The organism is Lysinibacillus sp. OF-1 (assembly GCF_028356935.1).
Taxonomy (GTDB): Bacteria; Bacillota; Bacilli; order Bacillales_A; family Planococcaceae; genus Lysinibacillus; species Lysinibacillus fusiformis_D.
In genome coordinates this window covers 784,450-807,430 of record NZ_CP102798.1, presented here as the reverse complement: position 1 = coordinate 807,430, position 22,981 = coordinate 784,450, and the positions used below count along the sequence as shown (strand labels likewise).

Sequence of the window (22,981 nt, the reverse complement as noted above, 5' to 3'; positions counted from 1 at the left end):
ACAAATCCCTACTTCTCTTTAATTTTAGTTATTTGTATCTCGGCTAAGAGACTTTCAACAGTCACTTTTTGTACTTTTGCAATCTCTTTATTTTCTGCATTCGCTGAGCCACATGCAACAGCCCATTTATATGCCTCTGTAGGGTCTGCACCCTGTGAGAGCTTATAAATAAGTCCACCTAAAAAGGCATCACCACTGCCAACTGTATTAACAACATTTATCCGTGGTGCATTCACTTTGTAAACCCCTAACGAATTAACGAATAAAGCCCCTTGCTCGCCCAATGAAAAACACACATGTTCAATCCCTAATTCTTGTAATTTTACACCAGCTTGAACTAAGTCTTTCTGAGCTAGAACTGGCTTACCAATCAATTGAGTCATTTCATCCTCATTAGGTTTAATGATAGAGGGTATTGCCTTAATACCATGTTTCAACGCATCACCACTTGTATCAAGTGCAACTCGAATCCCTTTTTGCTTTAATCTATGAATAATCTCCGCATAGGCCGTTTTTGGGATACCTTTAGGTAGGCTTCCTGACAACACAAAATAGCTAGCATATTCGGCTTGTGCCTCAATCCAATTTAACATTTTATTCCATTCATATTCATAAATGGTTGGTCCTGTCTCTAAAAGCTCTGTCATTTCCTTCTTTTGCTGATTAATAACGGTTAAACAAATTCGGTTTTCTTCCTGTATTTGTATGAACTCTGTTTGTAAATTTTCTTCACGTAAAAGTTCCGTTATTCTACTACCATTTAATCCACCAACGAAACCGCCAATAATTACATCGCCACCAAGTGCCACGATAACACGAGCTACATTAACACCTTTCCCTCCACCTTGTTGTGACTTCTGCGATACACGATTGGTTTGACCAACCATTAAAGAACCTACCTCATATACTTGGTCAATGGCTGCGTTTAAGGTTAATGTAGTAATCATTTTTGTAACATCTCAATCTTTTGCTCTACTAACTTAATTAAAGATTCACGTGCTGGAAGGAAATACTTTCTTGGATCATTTTCAGTTGGATTATCCTTAAAATAATCTCTTAATTGCTCAGCAAATAAATCCTTCAGCTCAGTAGAAAAATTCACTTTTGCAATGCCATAATTCAAAGATTTACGCACATCCTCTTCTGGCACTCCAGATGCTCCGTGCATGACTAAGGGCACATTTGTAGAACAATGAATTTCTTGTAAAAGATCAAATTGTAATTTTGGCTTTTGTTTATACTTACCATGCGCTGTACCAAAAGCTGGAGCAAATGACTGGATTCCTGTAACCTTTACAAAATGTTCAGCCTGCTTGGGTTCAGTAAAAAATGCATTATCCTCATGGACACTTAAACGATCTTCGACACCACCAATTGTCCCAAGCTCTGCTTCAACAGGCACATTTAACGCATTTGCAGCTTCTACTACTTTTTTTACTAATAAGATATTTTCCTCAAAAGGTAAGGAGGAACCATCAATCATCACAGAGGTATAGCCTGCCCGTAAACATTCCATAACAATCTTATAAGATTCACCATGATCCAGATGTAATGCCACCGGTACTTTTGCCTGTTCAGCTGCTGTTTTTGCAAGTGCAATCATATAAGGCATCTCAACATATTTATAAGTGCTCGAAGTTGTTTGCAAAATGACAGGTGCACCTACTTTTTCTGCACCAGCAATTACTGCTTTTATAATTTCCAAATTATGTGCTCCAAAAGCACCGATTGCATAATTATTTTTATAAGCATCTTCTAACATAACTTTAGTTGTCACTAATGGCATAATAGAATTCCTCCCTCAATGGGTTGTTGGTATAATCTATAACGTAAAAAAATAGAGGGAATTACTCAATTAGTTTAATTCTGTATAAAATCGGCAACGATCCCCTCTTACAATCGAAATACAGAATTCAACTGGTTTTCCTGAAGTATCAAACGCAGTTCGTTCTAGTAATAAAGCTGGTTTTCCAGCATCTGTTTTCAATAAAGGCGCTTCATCTTTATTAATAAGGACTGGTTCAAAAGCTTCTCTCGCCCTTACAACAATAATGTTAAACCGTTGTTCTAATAAGCTGTATAAAGAGGAAGTAGTTACTTCTTTTAATATTTCACTATCCTTAATAATACTTAAAGGTAAAAATGATGATTCCAAAATAATAGGCTCATTATCTGCAAATCGTAAACGCTTCATTTCTACTACTTGCTCATTTTCCTCTAATGCTAAATTGGACCTAACCTTTGTTGAGGGATAAACCTTCTGTATTTCTAGCACTTCATCTCTTGGATTTAAACCTTTTTCTTGAATCATGCGACTAAAACTATAAAATCCTCCAAGCGATTGTTCAAGTCTAGGTTTCGAAACGAAGGTCCCTTTCCCTTGTATACGATATAATTTCTCTTCCTTTACTAATTCCTCAATTGCTTTTTTTACTGTATTTCGACTAACTCGAAACATTTCCATTAATTGGTTTTCTGAGTCAATTTTATCTCCTGGCTTCCATTCACCTGATTGTATTTTTGCAAATAATATTTGTTTCAATTGGTGATACAATGGGATTACACTGGATTGATCTAACAAATGCATCTTTTTTCCTTCCTTCTCTAGGTTTTGTAATCAATATACCATCTATATAAAAAGATGCCTATTGATATATCAACCCTTCTCAAAGGCAAGATTCCCTAAGCAAAAAGTTTTCTCCACTTCTCCTTCTTCATTCAACCAAACAACATCTGCATCTTTTCCTAGTGCAATAGACCCTTTTCGCTTATCGAACCCTAAATGTACTGCTTGATTCAAAGAAACAAGACGCATTTGTTCAACGATTGAAAGTGTAAGCCACTCTTCTATGTTTTTCCTTGCTGTATTCATATTCAACACACTTCCAGCTAAGGATCCTGTTTTACGTTGAATACATTGATTATTGATTACTTCTACTTCATTTCCACCTAAACTATACATACCATCTGGCATCCCCTTTGCACGTATACCATCTGTAATGACTAATAAACGATCTAAGCCCGTCATTTTGTAAACCATTGGTAGTAAATCTTTATGGAAATGAATATTATCTGGAATTACCTCAACATACACATCTTCAGCTAAAAGCACTGCTCCAACAACACCTGGATCACGATGATGAAGTCCACTCATACCATTAAATAGATGTGTTGCATGAGTGATACCAGCTTTTAATGCATGGATTGCCGTATGATAGTCAGCGTCAGAATGACCAATAGATGCAATAATTCCCTTACTAGTCAATTCTTTTAGTAATTCGAAATTGCTATCTTCCTCAGGTGCAAATGTGACAAGACGAATGGATTGTTGAGACTTATCGTATAAATCATTAAATTGTTGAACATTTGGCTTTAAGATATACTCTTCTGGTTGGGCTCCTTTTTTTGCCCCATTAATAAATGGACCTTCTAAATGAATTCCTAACATTTCAGCTACTGCTGTAGGTTGGTTTTTATAATAAGAAGAAAGTTCCTCAATAGTAGCTTCAATCTCTGACATAGGAGCTGTCATCGTTGTTGCTAAAAAAGCTGTTATGCCTTCACTAGCTAAATACTTCGCCATTTTCGAATAACAAATTTGATCAGCATCCATAAAATCATGTCCTAAAGCACCATGTACATGGATATCGATCATTCCAGGGATTATATAACCTTTTAGCTGACAGTCTATTACATTCTCTATCGAAGCTAGTGAAGGACAATTATCCATTTGATCAATTACTGTAATTTTCCCTCCCGACATTTCTAGAAATCCGTTATTTAAAATTTGATTTTCCAAAACGATATTAGCATTAATAATCCATATTTTATTCATGAGGTTATCCCTCCACCAGAATACTGTGGTAGATTCGTTTGTTCCTCTGCTTCAATTTCTTTCTTAAATATATGAGATGACATCCAAGTTAAAAATAATGCAGTTAAGCTAACACCGAAGAATGGTAATAAGCCAGGAATCCAACTATAAATTTTATATAGTATGGCAAGCCCTATAATGCTGCTAATCATCTGTAATGGATACGCAATACTAAATATGATTGAAGCCGCAAAGTAACGTAATGATGGTAAATTATAATGGGCATATAGTTGAAATATATTCACTAGAATAATACCGAATAGCATACTAATTGTGATGAACATTGTTAGCAAAAATAAACCAAGTATGCCATTAAATGTTATAATAATCTGAAAATTAATGATTAAAAAGTAGCCTAAACCCAGTAAGATAATACCTATTTTATTAGATGGAATAAATTCGACTTTATATGTATTCCAATATATTTTTACTAATCTTTTTAAGTCATCTTCTCCTAGTAATCTTTTACGTAAAGTAGTAAACATTGCAACAGTTGCTGGGGATAGTCCAAATAAAACCAGTCCAAGCAAAGTTAAGCCTGTCCATAATAACTGTAGCACTGCTAACAATGTGATCCACTCTACAATCCAGTATAATTTATTTTTCCACCCTTCAAATTCCAAGTACATTACCTCCCTACGATTCACATACAACTATATATCGTGCATGCTTCATTTTAAGTGTGAAGAGTTGGTTTCTCTAACTAGACACGTCATTAGAAAGAAGGTTTATAGAATGAGGGTCACATAAGCTTGGAATCAAAAGTGACTATTTAGCTTATGTGACCTTCTCCTTCTTATTAAACTTGAAGGAAATCCTAAATCTAATTATTTTGATCGGTCATATGCCCCTTGTGCTACTTCCAAATATTCTTGTAAGCCCATCTTCTCAATTGTTTTTTTATAATCATTCCATTTATCGAAGCTTTCTTTACCTGTAATAAAACTTGCCGTCATTTCATTTACATACGTTTGAATGTCTGTTAAAACGGCTGACACTCGATCATTTTCTTCTACTGTGTAATTCAATCCTGGAATAATTTCATCATCTTTCAATGCATATGGCATTACTTGGTTAGCATTGTTAATAGAATTTTCCTTAGCCTCTGCACCTTGGAAGTACTTTTTCGTTACAATCCCAGGGTAATAGCCGCCTGGCCATGTTAAATAATCACTTATCGCTTGATCTAAGTTTTTGCCATCTGGGTTATTCGTAATATTTTCTACATATTGAATAGTACCATCCGCATTTTCTTCATAAGTGACACCTTCAAAGCCCATAAAGAACATTTTAGCTCCTTCATCACCATATAAATGATCAATCCAACGAACCATCGCTTCAGGATTTTTCGCTTTATCTGTTAAAACAAACATGCCTAAATTACCAAGACCATTAGTCATCGCAGTAAATTGTCTATCCCCATTCGGTCCTTCTAAAACTTGTGCACCAGTATAACCATCTATTTTATATAACTCTTTCGGGTCTACTTCACTAAGCATACCAAACGTCCCTTTAGCTGCTTCTGCCGCAAATTTCTGAGGCTCTGTCGTAAATACATCTTTATTGATTAAACCTTCTTTGTAAAGTTTATTTAAAAACTCAAGTAATTGTTTATATTCGTCTGTCGTTGGCACGAAACGGAATTCTTCAGTTCCTTTTTTAAAGTCTAAATTCAGATTCATCGTTCCTTGTTTATTCAAGCCAAATGAACCTCTTAAATAAGAAATAATTTGTTCAATACCATAGCCAGTTCCCCAGCCTTGTTCATCTTGTAAACCATTGCCATTAGGATCATTCTCTTTAAATGCTTTCAGCACGTTATACAAGTCTTCTGTTGTTTCAGGTGATTGTAAACCTAGATTATCAAGCCATTTCTGGTTAATCCATGGAGCTCCGACGCGAAGTGATGAAAACTTCGGATCGTAAATTGTTGGGAAGCCATAAATATTGCCATCTGCCATCGTCACACCTTGTTTTACAGATGGGTATTCTTCTAATAGTTTTTTAAAATTTGGAGCATATTGATCAATATAATCATTCAACGGTAAGAATACACCTTGTTGTCCATACTTGATTAAATCAGTTTTTGAAAATGCTGATGCAAAAAATATTTCTGGATAATTTCCAGCAGCTAAAAGTAAGTTCTTTTTGTCCGCTAATACTTCAGTCTGAACAGTTGTCCAATTAATATGGATGTTAGACATTTTCTCGTATTCTTCCCATAACATTAGATTGTTCCAATCTTGTGATGCAAAAAACTTTGCTGCAAAACCGTCTACTTCAATTTTCTCTTTTGTAATAGGCATATCCGTTGGATTCAAATGATCTAGATTACCGCTTTTTTCTCCACCATTATCTTTATTATCTGAACATGCTCCTAGCAAACTTGCAGCTAACATCAGGCTTGTTACTAAACCGTAAACACGCTTTTTTTTCACTTTCATTTAAAATCGCCCCTATTCTTTAACCTTTTAATGAACCAATCATGACACCTTTTACAAAATATCTTTGTAAGAATGGATAAAGCATTAACATTGGTAGGTTAGCAACGATTAAAACTGCGTACTTTAACCCTTCAACGCTAAGTTTTTGAGCTAAAAAGCTTTCTGACGTCGCTTTAATCATATCGTCAGCTTGTCCTTGAATTAATATTTGCCTCAGAATAAGTTGTAGTGGAAACTTATCTTGGTCTTGCAAGTAAATCAATGCTTGGAAATAAGAGTTCCAATGTCCTACAGCGTAAAATAAAACCATGACTGCCATAACTGGTAATGATAGTGGTAGAACAATACTCCACAAAATACGGAAGTTCCCTGCGCCATCAATCATGGCAGATTCCTCTAGCTCATATGGAATGGACTGGAAAAATGTCCGCATAATAATGATATTCCATACAGCTACCGCGTTCGGAATAATCATGACCCAAAAAGTATTAATCATGCCCAAATCACGAATTAATAAATATGTAGGAATTAGTCCTCCACTGAAAAACATGGTGAAAACCATAAATGCCATAATAAAGCCTTTTCCTTTTAAATGTCTACGAGAAAGAGGGTAGGCTGCACAAATTGTCATCACGATATTTAGTAATGTTCCAAAGAATGTGTATTTCAAAGTGTTGATAAATCCATTCATAATATCTGGATTTTGGAATACCTTTTGGTAGGCCTCCACCGTAAATTCCTTTGGCCATAGCCATATATCCCCCGAGATTACGTACTCCGGATTACTAAGGGAAGCACTTAAAACAAAAATAAGTGGATACAAAACAACAACTGCTACAATTGTTAAAAAAATATAATTAAAGAGTGTAAACGCACGATCGCCCTTTGATTCTTTCATTTCAATCTCTCCTTTACCATAAACTTGTATCACTCACTTTTTTAGCTATTTTATTAACCATAATAAGGAGGATAAAATTAATGATAGAGTTGAATAAGCCAACAGCTGCTGAAAAGCTATATTGTGCTTCTAAAATCCCGCTACGATAAACGAAAGTTGATATAACATCCGATGCCGACATATTTAAATCATTTTGCATTAAAAATACCTTCTCAAATCCAATTGCCATGACAGATCCTACATTTAAGATAAATAAAATGACAATAGTCGGCATAATCGCAGGAATATTAATATGAATAATTCTTTGGAATTTTGATGCCCCATCTATCATTGCCGCCTCATGCTGTGCTGGATCTACGGCTGCTAAAGCGGCAATATATATGATGGAGCTCCATCCCATCGTTTGCCAAACATCAGATAGTACGTATATTGATTTAAACCATGCTGGTTCTGAAATAAAATCAATTGGTGTACCCCCAAATAACAAAATTATTTGATTAATCATCCCATCAGACTTTAAGAATAGTAACAGCATACCCACAACGACTACTGTTGATAGAAAATGTGGGGCATAAATAACTGTCTGTACAAATTTTTTAAAACGGAGACTTTTCACTTCATTTAATAGCAATGCAATAATGATTGGTATTGGGAAAGATATAAGTAAAGTGAATACACCAATCCCTATCGTATTTTTTATTAAGCGCCAAAAATAATAACTATCAAAAAAACGTTCGAAATGCTTAAACCCTACCCACGGACTTCCCATAATTCCCTTTGTAGCAATGAAATCCTTAAAGGCAATTTGCACCCCATATAGTGGATAGTAATGAAAAACCAAAAAGTAAAGTATGACAGGAGCTAGTAATAAATAAAGCTCCCAATTTTTTTTGATAGATTTTTTCCACTCTACCAAGTGATTTTTCTTTACTTTTGATTGCTTTTTGAAAAAACGTTGTGTTTTAGATGTTTTGTCCTCAACAGTTGTTTTATCTAAAAGCGTCATAATTACACCCCCAATTTATCAATGTTGCAGAATGGTAGATTCCTGTATGATCTCCATAACCTTGCCTCCGTTACGAATAGACTCTGTTGCTGCGCAGCCCACCGCAACACTCATTCGTCCTGCAAATGGCGTTGTTAAAGGTTCTTTATTGTAGAGAATGAGTTCTACAAAATCTTGGGCAATTTTTGGATCAGCCCCACCATGGCTTCCTTCCTCAGGCTTCATTTCGTAAACAACATCACTAAGTTCTTCCCAAGAATTTGATTTTCGTGTTTTTAAATAAATTTTATTATTGATATCATCATTTTCGATACGCCCTTTCGTACCTATGAATGTATAATTTCGTGAATAGTCTGGTGTGAAGTGACATTGTAAGTAAGAAGCTTTTATGCCACCTTCCAATTCCATAATGACCATATTATTATCCTCTACATCAATTTCTTCACGGAATGCACATTCCGTAAATGTATGTTCAACATATTCTGGACAAGTTTTTTTCTGGTCACATGTCGGACACGTTAACGTATTTGGCTGATTTCCACCATAATAATCTAAGCTACCAAATGCAGAGACTTTCGTTGCATATTTCCCAGAAATCCAATGAATGACATCTAAATCATGTGAGCCTTTTTGAAGTAGCAGAGATGTTGTATTTTTTGAATTACCATGCCAATCGTGGTAGTAGAAGTAACCGCCGAATCCAACAAAATGACGTACCCATATAGCCTTTAATTCTCCAATAGCTCCTGAGTCAATTAAGCCTTTCATCGTTTGATACATACTCATATAACGCATATTAAAGCCAACCATTAGATGCTTTCCTGACTTTTTCCATGCATCTAATATTCGATCGCACCCTTCCACAGTAATGGCTAATGGTTTTTCAGCATATACATGCTTGCCTGCACTTAAGCAAGTAATAATATGTTCTTCATGCAGATAATCTGGTGATAAAACCGCAATTGCGTCGATATCATCTCTTGTTAATAATTCCTTATAATCCTTTGTTAAAAATAATGGTGTATCGAATTTTTCCTGAAATTTTTCTAAACGTTCTTGAGAGATATCAGCTAATGCTACTATTTCTGATTCTCCAGTAGGTTTATGCCAGTATTGTGCTAAGCCCCCTCTTAAACCGGCTCCAATTACACCAATTCGTATTTTTTTCATTGTAATTCCCCCTCTTATCCTTGCTCCCCTGTATTTCGTAAACGTTTACAAATCAAATTAAACTATTCATAACAACACCACTACACGTCAACACGTTGTAGGTACAAGTTAAAGCGAAAAAATGTAATGAATATTCCAAAAATTCAACTGGAATAAATATATAATTCTAACACTTAATATGTCAATACCCTAGGTTTTGTTCGCTAGTATAAATTAAATAAAACGTATATGAGTTGACCTATCCGAAAATTCAGAAAATATATCACTTCTTCAATAGCTCAATCTACTACTCTATTTTCTTAAAATATTTTTCTAAAAATAAACAAATTTCGAAATGAATCATCTATATGTAAACGATGCTCTCTATATTTTGGTTTTTAATAATCCAATTTTGACTAATATCAAATAGTACCTGAAAATTAAAACTATATGAGCTCAGTAGACCACCTAGTTCATATATTTTATTAGTGCTTGAAGTATTAATTTTGCAGTATCTTTTATATAAAAACAATGAGAGACAGCTTGTTGAGTTACTATCACAGACTGTTTTTTATGCTCAAAACATAAAAAAACGACTCACCTATGATAGATGAGTCGTCTGAGATTTTCACGTTCCCAAAAAATGAGGGGGGTTTCAGGAGCGTAATCATGAACTAGCAAACTTCTGGAGAAAAGTAGCTAAAGTTCATCCTTGCTACACTGTATTGTAGTCAAGGAATATTCTTTATATGATAATGATAATCATTTTCATTTAACTTGTCAACAATAATCTTATAATTTGTTCAACTTCTTTTTTCATGCTAACAAATACTATATTTATTAGCAAAGTTCAATCAGTAACGATCTACCCTCATTTACTTTTATAAACTATCGTTGCTCCAATGAATATAAATAAGGTTACTAGGCTCATCATTGTTTCTATTGCTCGATATTATTGGAAGACCATCAACAATTGTTGCTGAAACTGTATCCCTTTATTGTAGTATAGTGTGTGCAAACTAACACAAATTATTTTAAAAGCTAGAACGGAAAACAGACAGTTGCTACTGCAAACGATTTGAACAGAACGAGCAACATCAAGGTTGTTCAATGGCTCGTCCAATAGTACATATTCAGTTTCTTGACACAAAACCATCGCTACATATGTCCTTTGTCTTTGACCACCAGAAAGTTCATCTAAATATCTATTCTCTAAATCAGTTAAGTCTAAGAAATCGATATATTTAGAAATAATCATCTCATCTTCTTTAGTTAATCTTCCCTTTGAGTAAGGAAAGCGACCAAATCCAACTAGTTGTTTTGGGATACATCTACTAACGAAAACCCCAACATCTTATTATGCTAAAATTAGGTTTGGTGATTTTAAGAGAATTAGGTTAAAAAAGCTACTGCCTGTAGAATACAGACAGTAGCTCATAGTGTTGAAAAACAAAACCATCCATAGAATTTATGTGAAAGGTGAAAAAGGATTTCCGTTGCAGGCTACTTGCTTTCCTGTGGGCGAGCGGCGAGCCGCTTCCTCCGTGCAGGGGCTCGCCTGTCTCGCTATTCCCACGGGAGTCAAGTAGCCTTCCACTCCAATCCATAAAATAAAAATGTTCACTTTTTAGCAAAAAAGTAAAGGTATTCACTACTCTTTTATGGTGGGGTGTTGTCACACATCACTTCTCCACATTGAAAGTAAGAGGCTATCCTCTCTTATACTATAAATAATGGGCTATTTTGTTCAGGAAAAGACACTTTTGCAGAATGGTTGATTGGAGTGGAGCCAGCGTCACTCCTAGGGGATTTAGCGTCACAGATGAGACCCTGGAGCGAAACGCAGTGAGTGAAGCGGCTCATCGGACGCCCCCTGGAAAGGACGCTGGCGGAGCGGAAATCAACCCCTCGCCTTAAAAAATTGCTTATTATGCCGTTGACATTACCTTTTTTCAACAACATAAGCTACTGCCTGTAGAATACAGACAGTAGCTTTTTTGAAATTGCCCTTTAAAAGGCGTATAGTAAAGGGATTTTTAGTTTATTGAACTACTTCAGGGTGGAAACCATCATTTTGGAAGTAGTCATCATATGACCAAATATTTAATTTAGCATCCTGTGTTTTTTGTTGAATAGCTCTAAATGCATCTTCAAATGTGTTGTTTGGCTTATGAATATAACGTACAACTGCAAGGCCTTCCTTTAATAAGGATTCCTGCAATAATACATCATCTACAAAAACATAGGCTAGAAGGCGATCATAATTGTCTGTTTCTGGCCCAACATCATAGACTGCTTCAATTTTTTTAGCCTTTTCCAATAAATTAATCGTGTAATCTTTTGCTTGTTCAGCATATGGCTGGGCATCGCCTTTGTTGTAATTCATTTCAGGTGTATCCACCATTAACAGACGAATTTTTCGTTTCTCACCATTAATTGTCGCCTGAATCGTATCTCCATCATATGCTTTAATATAGTCTAGCTCAAAGCGTTTATTTCCTGTTTTTTCTTCCACTTGTTCAATTGAAATAGTTCCTTGCTGATCTGTCACTGTTTTAGTATCTTGATCTTCGGCAGGTGATCTGCCAAATATCATGTACAATGCTACAGCCAGAATAATCGTACCACTTGTTATTAATGTTTTTATATCTTGCATTTTCATGTAGTAGGCCCCTCACAACTAATCATCTTTGCTTATACCTACGCTTGGTATAAGTTGTGCAACTCATCATTAGGAAAACAAAAAGTTGCACGATGTTTCTATTGTAAAATATCAAGCTACTACATTCAAGCTATCACATTGTCACAGCTACCCAATGGTTAGGAGAAACCTCTACTAGCTGACTATTTTCTACTTCATAGCGTACTTTTTTATCTTCGATATATTCGGCATCATTATATTTCTTCTTCTCTATTGCAGGATCTGGAATAGGTATTGAGCGTAATAATGCACGGGTATAAGGATGCTGTGGATTAGTATATAGTTCTTCACTTTCTGCCAATTCAACAATTTTCCCACCATACATGACCGCAACACGATCACTAATATGTTTCACCATTGACAGATCATGGGCAATAAATAAATATGTTAAACCAAGTTTTTGCTGTAATTCCTTTAATAAATCTACAATCTGCTTTTGAATAGAAACATCCAGTGCTGATAAAGGTTCATCACAAACAATAAAGTTTGGCTCGACTGCTAATGCTCTAGCAATCCCAATTCGCTGACGTTGCCCCCCTGAAAATTCATGAGGATAACGCATAGCATGTTCTTTCCTTAAACCAACAAGCTCAAGCAATTCCTCTACTCGTAGTCGTCTTTCTTCATGTGTCTTCACTAGACCATGAATATCCAGAGCTTCCCCGATAATATCTAAGATTTTTTTTCGAGGATTTAACGATGAATAAGGATCTTGGAAAATAATTTGCATATGACGACGCATTGCCTTTAACTGCTTTTTCGTTAGTCTTGTTACGGGTATGCCTTGATATAAAACCTCTCCATTTGTAGGCTGATGAAGCTGAAGAATCGTTCGACCTGTAGTAGATTTTCCTGAGCCTGATTCACCAACCAAGCCCAATGTTTCACCAGGATATATATGGAAGGATAAATCATTGACTGCTTTTAGCGTTTGACCACGACCTAGTGAAAATTCCTTCGACAGATGTGTCACCTCAATCAATGGCTTATGACGATTGATACCTGACTGAATATTGGCTATCTCTTTTGGCTGCTTTTTTTCATGCAGCTTTGGTAGCGCATTCAATAATTTTTGGGTATATGGATGCTGAGCATTCGCAAAAATCTCTTCCGTTGTGCCCTGTTCAACAATTTCTCCTTCTTTCATGACGATGATACGATCACACATACCTGCAACCACGCCTAAGTCATGTGTAATTAAAACAATAGACGTCCCCATTTTTTTCTGCATATCACGCATCAATTTCAGTATTTGCGCTTGAATCGTTACATCAAGTGCTGTTGTTGGCTCATCCGCAATAAGCAGGGACGGGTTACAAGCAAGTGCCATGGCAATCATCACACGTTGGCGCATACCACCTGAGAATTCGTGAGGGTATTGTCGATATCTTTCTTCAGCATCCTGAATACCAACCAGTTTTAATAATTCAATTGTTTGTTGGTAGGCCTCTGTTTTTGACATGGCCTGATGCTTGATTAAACTTTCAGCCACTTGATCTCCTATTCGAATGGTAGGGTTTGTTGATGTCATCGGATCCTGAAAGATCATACTAATATCTTGTCCACGAATCCCTTCCATTTGTTTTTCACTTAATTCCGTGAGTTCTTGGCCTTTAAACACAATAGTGCCAGATTTCAGAAATGAAGGCGGCGATGGTAATAAACGCATAATGGAACGAGCCGTTACACTTTTTCCACTTCCAGACTCTCCTACAATTCCGAGTGTTTCACCTTTATTTAGATGGAAGCTAACATCCTTAACAGCTTCGAATTCTGTCTCCCCTGTGATAAAGGACACGCGAAGATTATTGATTTCTAAAAGCTTTTCATTCATTCGACCCATCCTTTTTAAAATTTGTGATTGACTTACTTACAAGTATAATCCATACTTTACAATACTGATAGGAATTATACAATATGATGCTGAATATTTTATTTACGTTTGGAGGAAATGCATGGTTACTTCAAAAAATCATTTAAAACCTAAGGAATTTATTTTCTTTTCTACGGTTTATCAAAAACTAATGCATCAAAAGCCTTACCATTTGATTCTTTTTTTCTTAAGTATTTTAGTTCATCCCTTTACATACTTTATCTATCGGAAAAGAAATCATTCAAACAATTATGATCAGGCTTTTGCATTACGTAGTCAGTACTACCTAGAGAAGGCTTTGGTTGCTCACTGGCAAAAGGACTTTGAACAACAAGAAATAGCAAAAGCTACCTTTTTTAAAGAGACTGTATTACAGTCACAAATTCAAACAACAGCCAAGCAATTAGCTCAAAATAAACTACAACAGCAAGTGGATCAAGATTTACAAAAAGAGGGCATACAACAACTAACGTATAACCAATTTTTTAATCAGCTACTAACAAACAAACGCTTTATCGCTCTTACCTTTCTACCAGCTTTTTTATTTTATGTAGTACTTATCTTATTTGCGAATCCGTTCCTACAATTTATTATTGAACGTCTTTTACAAAGCTTCATTGTCATTGTTGGTGTAGCTACATTGGTGTTTACTATTTTGTATTTATCACCATTTGACCCAGCAAGAAACCTACTCGGAGTTGAAGCAACACCCGAGCAGATTGCGAATTTTAATCGTATTCACGGTTTAGATCAGCCTTATTTATCGCAGCTTTGGAACGCACTATCTGGCCTATTTACATTTGATTTAGGAACATCCTTTGCAGGTAAAGAAGATATTACCCACAGCATTGCGACAAAATTTCCTGTCACACTTGAAATAGCCGTATTGTCATTGTTAATGGCTATCGCCATTGCTATTCCGGTCGGTATTATTTCAGCTGTTCGTCCAAATTCATATTTGGATTATACATTTATGTTCATTGCTTTAATCGGTTTATCCATCCCAAGCTTTTGGCAAGGTTTAATTTTTATTTTAACGTTTGCTTTAAAGCTTCAATGGTTTCCAGCGACCTATAATCCTCACAATTGGTTATCGCTCATCATGCCCATTATCGTCTTGGGAACATCCATTACAGCATCCATCGCTAGGATGACAAGGTCGAGTATGCTTGAGGTGATTCATGAGGATTACATTATTACAGCAAAAGCAAAAGGCTTAAATGAATTTAAAGTCATTTCAAAACATGCCATTCGTAATGCCATGATTCCAATTATTACGGTGATTGGACTTCTTTTTGGGGGTATGTTGGGAGGCGCATCTGTAACAGAAAAGGTATTCAACATTAGTGGGATTGGTAGCTATATAGTCGATAAACAATTTATCCCTGATATTCCGGCCATTCTTGGAGGCGTTGTTTATATTGCCATTACTATTTCAATTGTCAATTTATTGATTGATATCATGTATGCCTTTTTTGATCCACGCATTCGCTCGAAAATGAAGAAGTCTTAAAGGAGGATCACCTGTGAAAAACATCTTACATGTCAAACTACTCTTGAAGATTACACAGGAATATGTCAATTCTCATTTCACTTTTGTCTTTTCCTTATTGTTTTCTTTCTTGTTTCTAGCCTATAGCTATAATTTTTCTACCAATAGCTGGCGACCAGTTATTATACTCTTTTTTGTTATTTATGCTATTACCACGGCATATGTTGCTTTCATCAATTTACGAATTAAAAAGGACTTAGCAAAGCACGGTGACATTCAAAAAAACACTCGAGTGCTGGGCTATCCATTGTTAATCACTATATTGTCAGGCAATATTTTTTCAACATCCTTTGCATTTATGCTTGTGTCGAAAAGAAAATCTGCAGAATATACTTTTGCAGCCTATGCCTTTATTACACAATTATTCATCATTGGTATTGCAGCATTGAATATATTTAAACCATATGTAACGGATACCTTTTTACTGGCGATGGGTGTTTTCTTAGTACTAGCGCTATTTTATATCGTGATGGCCATTTTATGTACGAAATATGTGACAGCTACTGAGGCACCTAAATGGATGATTATTCCCGGCGTTTTATTACTATTTGCAACTTTCACTGGTAATCTATTTGCGACATTACTAGGCTATAGCCTGATTCAAAAGGCTCGAAAGGCAAATCCGTCTTCTATAGAAAAGTGGCAAAAAATATGGGAAAAGATTTTACGTAATACGATGGCTGTATTCGGCTTATTCTTCATTATTTTCATGTTCTCATTGTCCGTCACAAGCTCTTGGACTTTTGACTATGATTTTGCTACAGAAAATAACTATGGTGCGTTACTGCAAACACCATCATTGGACTATCCGCTAGGCACAGATAATTACGGACGAGATTTATTTTCTCGCATTGTATTTGGTGCACAAATATCGTTAATCGTCGGATTTTTCTCAACGATTATTCCAGCAGTTGTGGGAGGGACATTAGGCGCTTTGTCAGGCTATTATGGAAAATCCACTGATAATATCATCATGCGAAGCCTTGATGTTTTATATGCTATCCCTGGCATTTTGTTAGCTATTGCTATTATCGCTGCCTTTGGTGCTAATACAGTGAACCTCATTATTGCGCTGAGTGTTGGGGCAATTCCAACCTATGCTCGTACAATGCGGGCTAATGTTATGCAGCTTGCTAATTTTGAATTTGTGGAATCAGCTAGAGCTTTAGGTGCATCTGATGCTGCTATTATTTTCAAGCATATTGTTCCCAATTCATTAGCACCAATGATTGTGAAAGCAACCTTAACGATTGGGGGAGCTGTTATTTCAACAAGTAGTTTAAGTTTTTTAGGGCTTGGTATTGAGCCACATATTCCCGAATGGGGCAATATTTTAAAAGTTGGTAGTACGTACCTGGAGACACATTCATATGTCGCGATTTTCCCAGGTCTTTGTATTATGCTTCTTGTCCTCTCCTTTAACTTCTTAGGAGATGGTTTACGAGATGCTTTAGATCCAAAAACAAATTAATTGGAGGTAACTATGAAGAAATTACTTGTATTTTTATTCGTTGCAGTACTAGCTTTAGCTGGCTGTGTACAAACAAAAACTGACGTAGAAGGCAGTAAAGATTCAAAAGATAATAACAAGAGCAATGGCAAAGTGGCCATTGAAGTATTAGGAATGGCGTCTGCTGAAGAAGATATGAATATTGTACGCGACCAATTGGTGAAAAATGGTTTTGATGTAAAACTAAATATTCAACCAGATTACGGTTCATTCTCTGCTCAAAAAGAAGCGGGTAACTATGATCTTGCTCTTTCAAGCTGGACGACAGTAACTGGGAACCCTGACTATGCTGTACGTGGTCTATTTAAAACAGGCGGTGACTACAGTGTTGTTGCAGATTCAAAATTAGATGCACTAATCGATGAAGCAAGCACATTGACTGGTGAAGAAGCAGCAGCTAAATACAAAGATTTAGAGCAATTACTAGTATTCGATCAAGCTTATATTGCGCCTTTATATATTTCCAATAAATATCAAGGGATCTACTCTGAATTAGTAAATCCTAAAACGGTCCTTTTACCAAAATCTCGTGCACAGGTTTGGGAAAAAATTGAATTTAATGATGCGGCTAAGAATGCAACAGAACCTTTAATCTTACACCAAACAATCAACTCCCTTACTTCACTTGACCCAATCAAAGGGAATGATGGTTCCATCAATACATTAAACACGAATATGTACGTTCGTCTTGTTAACTTAACAGATACAGATGAAGTTGTTTCAGATGGTTCATTATCTTATAACCATGTAATGGCTGAAGGTAATCAAGAATATTACTTCATTTTACGTGATGATATCCACTTTGCAGCTGTGAAAGATGGTGCAGCAATTGATACAGGTGAATTAGTGTCAGCTGAAGATGTTGTCTTCTCATTAAATCGTGCAAAAGATGCTAATTCAGTACCAGATCATCGTACTTATAGCATTCATGAAAATATAGAAACAGTGGAAATCGTTTCTGATTTAGCTGAATTACAAAGCAAAAAAGTAGCAGGCTCTGAGCAATCAGTGTTAGATGCCTTATCACAAAACCTACCTGCTTCAATAGCACAATTAACAAAGGAAAAAGGTGCTGTTCATAATGCAGCAGGTGCATACCAAGTTGTTAAAATTACAACGCCAACTCCATTCCCACAAGTATTAAATTATTTAGCACACCAATCTGGTGGTATCGTATCTGAAAAACAAGTAACAAGCATTAATACGTATGACGTGGCTAGCTATGATCCTGATAAAGACATTGCCTATGGTGATCAAGCTACTATAACGGAAGGTTCAGCAACATTTAACAATCAGCTATATGCAAGTGGTCCTTACATTTTAGTGAAGAAAAATGATTATGAAGCACAATTCGTGAAAAACCCTGCTTACCGTGCAGGTAGCGAATATGAACCAAAAATCGCCAAAATTAATGTTCGATTTATCTCTGATGTTGATAGTGCACTATCTGCATTACGTAATGGTGAAATACATGTTCTTCAAACAGTTCCAGAAACGAAGTTGGATATTGTGAAATCAGACGCTAAATTAACATTAAATACGGCAGATAGTAATGCTGTGTCTTACTTACAAATGAATACGTCTGGACGTGCAGTTTCTGATTCAGCAGATTTACGTAAAGCAATCCTATACTCCATTAACCAAGACGAATTCATTAGCTATTACCAAGGCAATAAAAAACCAGCTGTATCCACAGTATCTCCATTAATCGATACTGGTTTAAAACTGGAGGCAGATAGCGAGAAAGTAAAAGAATTTGTAAAAGCATATAACGATAATAAGTAATACTAATTTGAGCCTTCTCAAAATTTGAGAAGGCTCACTTAGTGTTGAAAAACAAAACAGTCAATTGGAAGGTAGAAATGGATTTCCGTTGCAGGCTACTTGCTTTCCTGTGGGCGAGCGCCCCGAGCCGCTTCCTCCGCTATCGCTCCGTTTAGAGGCTCGCCTGTCTCGTTATCACACGGGAGTCAAGTAGCCTCCACTCCAACCTACAAAAGTATTACCTTTTTAGCAAAGGTTTTCAAATAAGGCGAAGGTCTTCACTACTCTTTATGGAGAGGTGTTGTCACACATCACTTCCCCACATTGAAAATAAGAGCTTATTCCCTCTAAAAATAATGGGCTATTTAATCGCTATATTACTATGAAAAAAAGTAAAGACACTTTGCAGAATGGTTGATTGGAGTGGAGCCAGCGTCACTCCTAGGGGATTTAGCGTCACAGATGAGACCCTGGAGCGAGCGTAAGTGAGTGAAGCGGCTCATCGGACGCCCCCTGGAAAGGGCGCTGGCGGAACGGAAATCAACCTCTTACCTTGCAAATTTGCTTTTTCTGCCTTTGACATGATCTTTTTTCAACAACATGAAAGCCTTCTCAAAATTGAGAAGGCTCATTTTTAATAGTAGAAACTCATTTTATATTTCATTATGTGATTTTGGTTTTGGTCCTAGCTCTTCAGGCTCGATATCAGCAAATGTTTCGCCTTCCTCTTCTAGGTCACGCATGCGGTGTGCAATACGTGAAGCAGCTGAAGCTGCTATACTGCCAACTAAATCATCTAAGAATGTGTTGACATGATGTCCAGGTTCTGTATCGAGTTTTTTAATAATCCCTATTTTTTGCTTGTCTAAATGACCAAAAGTGGTAACGGCGATACTGCCATATGTAAAAACAGATCCTAGTGCGATTGTTTCGTCTACACCAAATAACCCCTCATCCGATTCGATAATTTGTTGCAGTGGTGAAGATAATAATTTTTTCTCTGCTAGTTCATCTAATTCAATTCCTACTAATAAAGCATGCTGTACTTCTCGCTTACGTAAAACACGTTCAACAGAATGAACACAATGCTCCAGTGTTAAACCTTCATTATAGGTTTTTTGCATTTCGTAAACAATTTTTGCGATATCCTCTATCGCTACACCTCTACGAATTAACGCGGCTTGAGCTGCCTTTGCTACTTCGTCAGAGTGCACACGAATACTTTTATTATGCATAATTAACCCTCATTTCGATTTTTATTGCTAGTATAAAGCTAGCCCAACCTATTATACCTTTACTTTCGTAATATGGTACAATTTTGTTACAAACACAAGAAGGAGTGTCATCATTGGATAAGGGAACAGTACAGGATTTAACATTTTATAGTGAAGCATTACAGGAAGAATTACAGCTCTATATTTATGTTCCTGCAAATTATTCTCCACTTTATAAATACAATATTTTAATCGCATCAGACGGTAAAGATTATTTCCAACTCGGCGGCATTACAAAGCTAGCTGATGAACTGATTGATGACTATGAAATCGAAAATTTAATTATAGCATTTGTTCCTTACAAAGATATTAAAGATCGACGTCATAAATATATTCCAAGCGGTGAGCAACACGAAGCCTATCTACGCTTTTTAGCTCATGAGCTAGTACCCTATTTAGACAATGAATATGCCACTTACCAAATGGGTATGAGTCGTGGCGTCATTGGAGACTCTATGGCTGCCACTGCTTCCTTAATGGCTGCCCTAAAGTACCCAAGCATCTTTGGCAAAGTCATTTTACAATCACCATATGTTGATGAGGATGTCTTACAGGCTGTTGAAAAATTTAAAGATCCTGGCGCGATTTCTATCTACCATATAGTAGGTAAGGGCGAAGATCAGGTAGTGACAATGGATAAAACCATCAAAGACTTTTTAACACCTAACCGTCAATTACATGAGCTCATGATTAGTAAAGGGTTCACTACATTTTATGACGAGTTCGAAGGCAATCATACATGGAAATATTGGAAACCAGACCTTCGACGTGCTTTAATTGAAAATTTCAATTAATATTGGGTGATTCAAATTACGAAAATTGAAATTTCTGTTATACTTAAATAGAAAAATTGTTTATTTTCGGGAGGTAATGGACTATGAAGTACGGTATTGTGGCATTTCCATCAAAAAAATTGCAAGATTTAGCAAACACTTATCGCAAACGTTATGATCCTCATTATGCAAAGATTACACCGCATATGACGTTAAAGGACAGCTTCGATGCATCTGAAGAAGAAATTCAAACCATCGTCAAGCAATTGGATGAACTTGCTGCTAAATATGCACCTTTAAACATTCATGCATCTCGCATAAGTTCGTTTTTCCCTACAACAAATGCGATTTACTTCCGCATTGAACCAACTGAACAATTAGTAGCATTCCAACATGAACTTCAAGACAACATCCCTCATGGGGAAATGAAACATGTATTTGTTCCTCATATTACAATCGCTCAAAAAATGTCAGCTTCTGAGCATGACGATATCTTTGGACAATTACGCATGACTGGCGTTGATGAAAAGGATACAATTGATCGCATCCATCTTTTATATCAATTAGAAGATGGCTCATGGACAACATATGAAACATTCCGTTTGTCTGGAGCTGAGTGATTCTTGTATCAGGTGAAAATTGTTGAAACAAAGCAAGAACACGATGATGCCTTTGCTATTCGGCAAAAGGTATTTGTTGAAGAGCAGGGTGTTCCGCTTCATCTAGAATGTGATGCTGAGGATGCCACTGCAACACATTTCATTATGTATGATAACGTTGAACCAGTAGGAGCAGCACGTTTACGTAGTATTGACGGCACAACAGCTAAAATTGAACGTGTTTGTATTTTACAATCTCAGCGTGGCAAAAAATTAGGAGCTTTAATGATGAAGGAAATGGAGAAGCATGCCATTTCTATCAACAAGGAAATATTAAAATTGCATGCACAAAGCTATGCCATTCCCTTCTACGAAAAGCTTGGATTTACAGTTACCTCTCCTGAGTTTATGGATGCAGGTATTCCACATCGTGCTATGAAGAAAAAAATGTAATCAAAGGGTGTTACGATATGCATTGCGCATTGTCGTAACACCCTTTTTAAATAGACACGAATTCGCTTGCCACCATTTATCTACTCCATCGTAACAAGCTACATTGCCAAGTAGATATGCCATACGCTACTTCATCATTCTAGTGATTTTATCTAAATCTAGTGATGCGCCATCTTGAATAATAGATTGTACAAGTTTATCTTCCAACTCTTGCGTAATCGATCTGTTAGAAATTTTAGCTACACGTCTTACAATTTTTCTTACTTGTTTTTCACTGGTAAAATCCGCATGTTGAATGGCATTGGCTAATGCGAAGATTTCATCCATCGATACACCTGTTTTTTGCTCAATCGAATTAAAAAACGAGCGATGCATGTTTTCCCTCCTATCATTAAAACTCAAATTGACCTTGCGTCTTGCACGAAACATTTCGCAAATGGTGGAGGCCTTAACCTTATTTAGATAGTCCTAAATAGAAGCTAAAGCCTTTATGTTCATCAAATTAGATGTAAGTAGCGCCAACAATAATTAATAGAATGAATAGGACAACAATTAGAACAAACGTAGAACCATAGCCATAGTTGTTGCCGCCTCCAGAGTAACCTCCGCAATAGCTATTGTTCCACCCACCAACATTATTTCCATAAGGTTGTGAGGACCAGCCTTGATATCCCATAAAAGCACCCCTCCCTTCTACAACCTATAATATGTTTCGGTTGTAAAAATGGGAGGGGTATTCGTCTAGTCAATATTTCCTTTTGGTTTAAAAATTAATGCACCGATAAAGCCAAATACGATAGCAGCACTGATCCCTGAGCTTGTTACTTCGAACATGCCTGTTAATACGCCAACAAGTCCATGCTTTTCTGCTTCCGCCAATGCCCCATGAGTTAATGAATTCCCGAAGGATGTAATGGGTACTGTAGCTCCTGCTCCAGCAAAATTGATTAGTGGCTCATATAAACCCATACCATCCAATACGGCACCGAGGACAACCAACGTACTTAGTGTGTGTCCCGGTGTTAAATTGCCAACATCCATTAATAATTGGCCTATGACGCAAATAATGCCTCCAATAATAAATGCAAATACAAATGTCATAACCATGGTT

Annotated in this window: 22 protein-coding genes and 1 pseudogene; 7 read left to right on the top strand and 16 right to left on the bottom strand. The window is 36.3% G+C overall.

The annotated features are described in order from the left end of the window. Nucleotides 1-8 precede the first annotated feature (8 nt). The 12 genes and pseudogenes from pfkB to NV349_RS03685 all read right to left on the bottom strand — a co-directional run bounded on the left by pfkB (nucleotide 9) and on the right by NV349_RS03685 (nucleotide 13,906). Nucleotides 9-947 (bottom strand): 1-phosphofructokinase, encoded by a 939-nt coding sequence (gene pfkB, locus NV349_RS03740; RefSeq protein ID WP_271912436.1) that lies wholly within the window; start codon nucleotides 945-947, stop codon nucleotides 9-11. Then, entirely contained in the window at nucleotides 944-1,786 is an 843-nt protein-coding gene (locus NV349_RS03735; RefSeq protein WP_271912435.1) for a class II fructose-bisphosphate aldolase, read from the bottom strand. Before NV349_RS03735 ends, pfkB begins: the two co-directional genes overlap by 4 nt. A 69-nt stretch (nucleotides 1,787-1,855) precedes the next feature. Beyond that, entirely contained in the window at nucleotides 1,856-2,587 is a 732-nt protein-coding gene (locus NV349_RS03730) for a GntR family transcriptional regulator (RefSeq protein WP_058844171.1), read from the bottom strand. 69 nt (nucleotides 2,588-2,656) lie between these two features. Further along, complete coding sequence (gene nagA, locus NV349_RS03725; protein ID WP_089931848.1) at nucleotides 2,657-3,835, bottom strand: N-acetylglucosamine-6-phosphate deacetylase; 1,179 nt, start codon at nucleotides 3,833-3,835, stop codon at nucleotides 2,657-2,659. Then, on the bottom strand, nucleotides 3,832-4,503 hold the full coding sequence (locus NV349_RS03720) for a YesL family protein (RefSeq protein WP_271912433.1): 672 nt from the start codon (nucleotides 4,501-4,503) through the stop codon (nucleotides 3,832-3,834). Before NV349_RS03720 ends, nagA begins: the two co-directional genes overlap by 4 nt. A 198-nt stretch (nucleotides 4,504-4,701) precedes the next feature. Further along, nucleotides 4,702-6,318: an extracellular solute-binding protein gene (locus NV349_RS03715; RefSeq protein ID WP_271912432.1), complete on the bottom strand. Its 1,617-nt coding sequence runs from the start codon at nucleotides 6,316-6,318 to the stop codon at nucleotides 4,702-4,704. 19 nt (nucleotides 6,319-6,337) lie between these two features. Next, nucleotides 6,338-7,216 (bottom strand): carbohydrate ABC transporter permease, encoded by an 879-nt coding sequence (locus NV349_RS03710; RefSeq protein WP_036126512.1) that lies wholly within the window; start codon nucleotides 7,214-7,216, stop codon nucleotides 6,338-6,340. Between the two features lie 13 nt (nucleotides 7,217-7,229). Next, nucleotides 7,230-8,222, bottom strand: coding sequence for an ABC transporter permease (locus NV349_RS03705; RefSeq protein ID WP_036126514.1), 993 nt, complete (start codon nucleotides 8,220-8,222; stop codon nucleotides 7,230-7,232). Nucleotides 8,223-8,240: 18 nt separating this feature from the next. Continuing rightward, nucleotides 8,241-9,392 (bottom strand): Gfo/Idh/MocA family protein, encoded by a 1,152-nt coding sequence (locus NV349_RS03700; RefSeq protein ID WP_271912430.1) that lies wholly within the window; start codon nucleotides 9,390-9,392, stop codon nucleotides 8,241-8,243. 1,051 nt (nucleotides 9,393-10,443) lie between these two features. Further along, nucleotides 10,444-10,695 (bottom strand): annotated as a pseudogene (locus NV349_RS03695) (ATP-binding cassette domain-containing protein); the annotation flags it as partial. A gap of 717 nt (nucleotides 10,696-11,412) precedes the next feature. Continuing rightward, entirely contained in the window at nucleotides 11,413-12,033 is a 621-nt protein-coding gene (locus NV349_RS03690; RefSeq protein ID WP_058843231.1) for a thermonuclease family protein, read from the bottom strand. 133 nt (nucleotides 12,034-12,166) lie between these two features. After that, nucleotides 12,167-13,906, bottom strand: coding sequence for an ABC transporter ATP-binding protein (locus NV349_RS03685; RefSeq protein ID WP_036126538.1), 1,740 nt, complete (start codon nucleotides 13,904-13,906; stop codon nucleotides 12,167-12,169). A 121-nt stretch (nucleotides 13,907-14,027) separates the two neighbouring features. On the opposite strand from NV349_RS03685, the gene NV349_RS03680 reads away from it, so the two are divergent. The 4 genes from NV349_RS03680 (at nucleotide 14,028) to NV349_RS03665 (ending at nucleotide 19,409) form a co-directional block, all read left to right on the top strand. Then, nucleotides 14,028-15,458 (top strand): ABC transporter permease, encoded by a 1,431-nt coding sequence (locus NV349_RS03680; protein WP_058843230.1) that lies wholly within the window; start codon nucleotides 14,028-14,030, stop codon nucleotides 15,456-15,458. A gap of 13 nt (nucleotides 15,459-15,471) precedes the next feature. Continuing rightward, complete coding sequence (locus NV349_RS03675) at nucleotides 15,472-16,968, top strand: ABC transporter permease (RefSeq protein WP_058843229.1); 1,497 nt, start codon at nucleotides 15,472-15,474, stop codon at nucleotides 16,966-16,968. A 12-nt stretch (nucleotides 16,969-16,980) separates the two neighbouring features. Beyond that, nucleotides 16,981-18,792, top strand: a complete 1,812-nt coding sequence (locus NV349_RS03670; protein ID WP_089935045.1) for an ABC transporter substrate-binding protein — start codon at nucleotides 16,981-16,983, stop codon at nucleotides 18,790-18,792. A 464-nt stretch (nucleotides 18,793-19,256) separates the two neighbouring features. Next, complete coding sequence (locus tag NV349_RS03665) at nucleotides 19,257-19,409, top strand: hypothetical protein (protein ID WP_244504895.1); 153 nt, start codon at nucleotides 19,257-19,259, stop codon at nucleotides 19,407-19,409. 15 nt (nucleotides 19,410-19,424) lie between these two features. On the opposite strand, the gene NV349_RS03660 is transcribed toward NV349_RS03665, so the two are convergent. After that, nucleotides 19,425-20,006, bottom strand: coding sequence for a phosphatidylglycerophosphatase A family protein (locus NV349_RS03660; protein WP_036126573.1), 582 nt, complete (start codon nucleotides 20,004-20,006; stop codon nucleotides 19,425-19,427). 113 nt (nucleotides 20,007-20,119) lie between these two features. Between NV349_RS03660 and NV349_RS03655 the strand changes: the two genes are divergently transcribed. From NV349_RS03655 to NV349_RS03645, 3 genes are all read left to right on the top strand, one after another. Next, nucleotides 20,120-20,839, top strand: coding sequence for an alpha/beta hydrolase (locus tag NV349_RS03655; protein WP_058844600.1), 720 nt, complete (start codon nucleotides 20,120-20,122; stop codon nucleotides 20,837-20,839). A gap of 83 nt (nucleotides 20,840-20,922) precedes the next feature. Next, entirely contained in the window at nucleotides 20,923-21,438 is a 516-nt protein-coding gene (locus NV349_RS03650) for a YjcG family protein (RefSeq protein ID WP_036126625.1), read from the top strand. A 3-nt stretch (nucleotides 21,439-21,441) separates the two neighbouring features. Further along, nucleotides 21,442-21,870, top strand: a complete 429-nt coding sequence (locus NV349_RS03645; protein WP_058844599.1) for a GNAT family N-acetyltransferase — start codon at nucleotides 21,442-21,444, stop codon at nucleotides 21,868-21,870. A gap of 126 nt (nucleotides 21,871-21,996) precedes the next feature. Here NV349_RS03645 and NV349_RS03640 read toward each other — a convergent pair whose 3' ends face one another. The 3 genes from NV349_RS03640 to spoVAE all read right to left on the bottom strand — a co-directional run bounded on the left by NV349_RS03640 (nucleotide 21,997) and on the right by spoVAE (nucleotide 22,971). Further along, nucleotides 21,997-22,245 carry a stage VI sporulation protein F gene (locus tag NV349_RS03640; protein ID WP_036126630.1) on the bottom strand — a complete coding sequence of 83 codons (249 nt, stop codon included), beginning with the start codon at nucleotides 22,243-22,245 and terminating at the stop codon, nucleotides 21,997-21,999. A gap of 127 nt (nucleotides 22,246-22,372) precedes the next feature. After that, nucleotides 22,373-22,546: a YjcZ family sporulation protein gene (locus NV349_RS03635; RefSeq protein WP_080717135.1), complete on the bottom strand. Its 174-nt coding sequence runs from the start codon at nucleotides 22,544-22,546 to the stop codon at nucleotides 22,373-22,375. Between the two features lie 65 nt (nucleotides 22,547-22,611). After that, nucleotides 22,612-22,971: a stage V sporulation protein AE gene (spoVAE, locus tag NV349_RS03630; RefSeq protein ID WP_170829916.1), complete on the bottom strand. Its 360-nt coding sequence runs from the start codon at nucleotides 22,969-22,971 to the stop codon at nucleotides 22,612-22,614. Nucleotides 22,972-22,981: the final 10 nt, after the last annotated feature.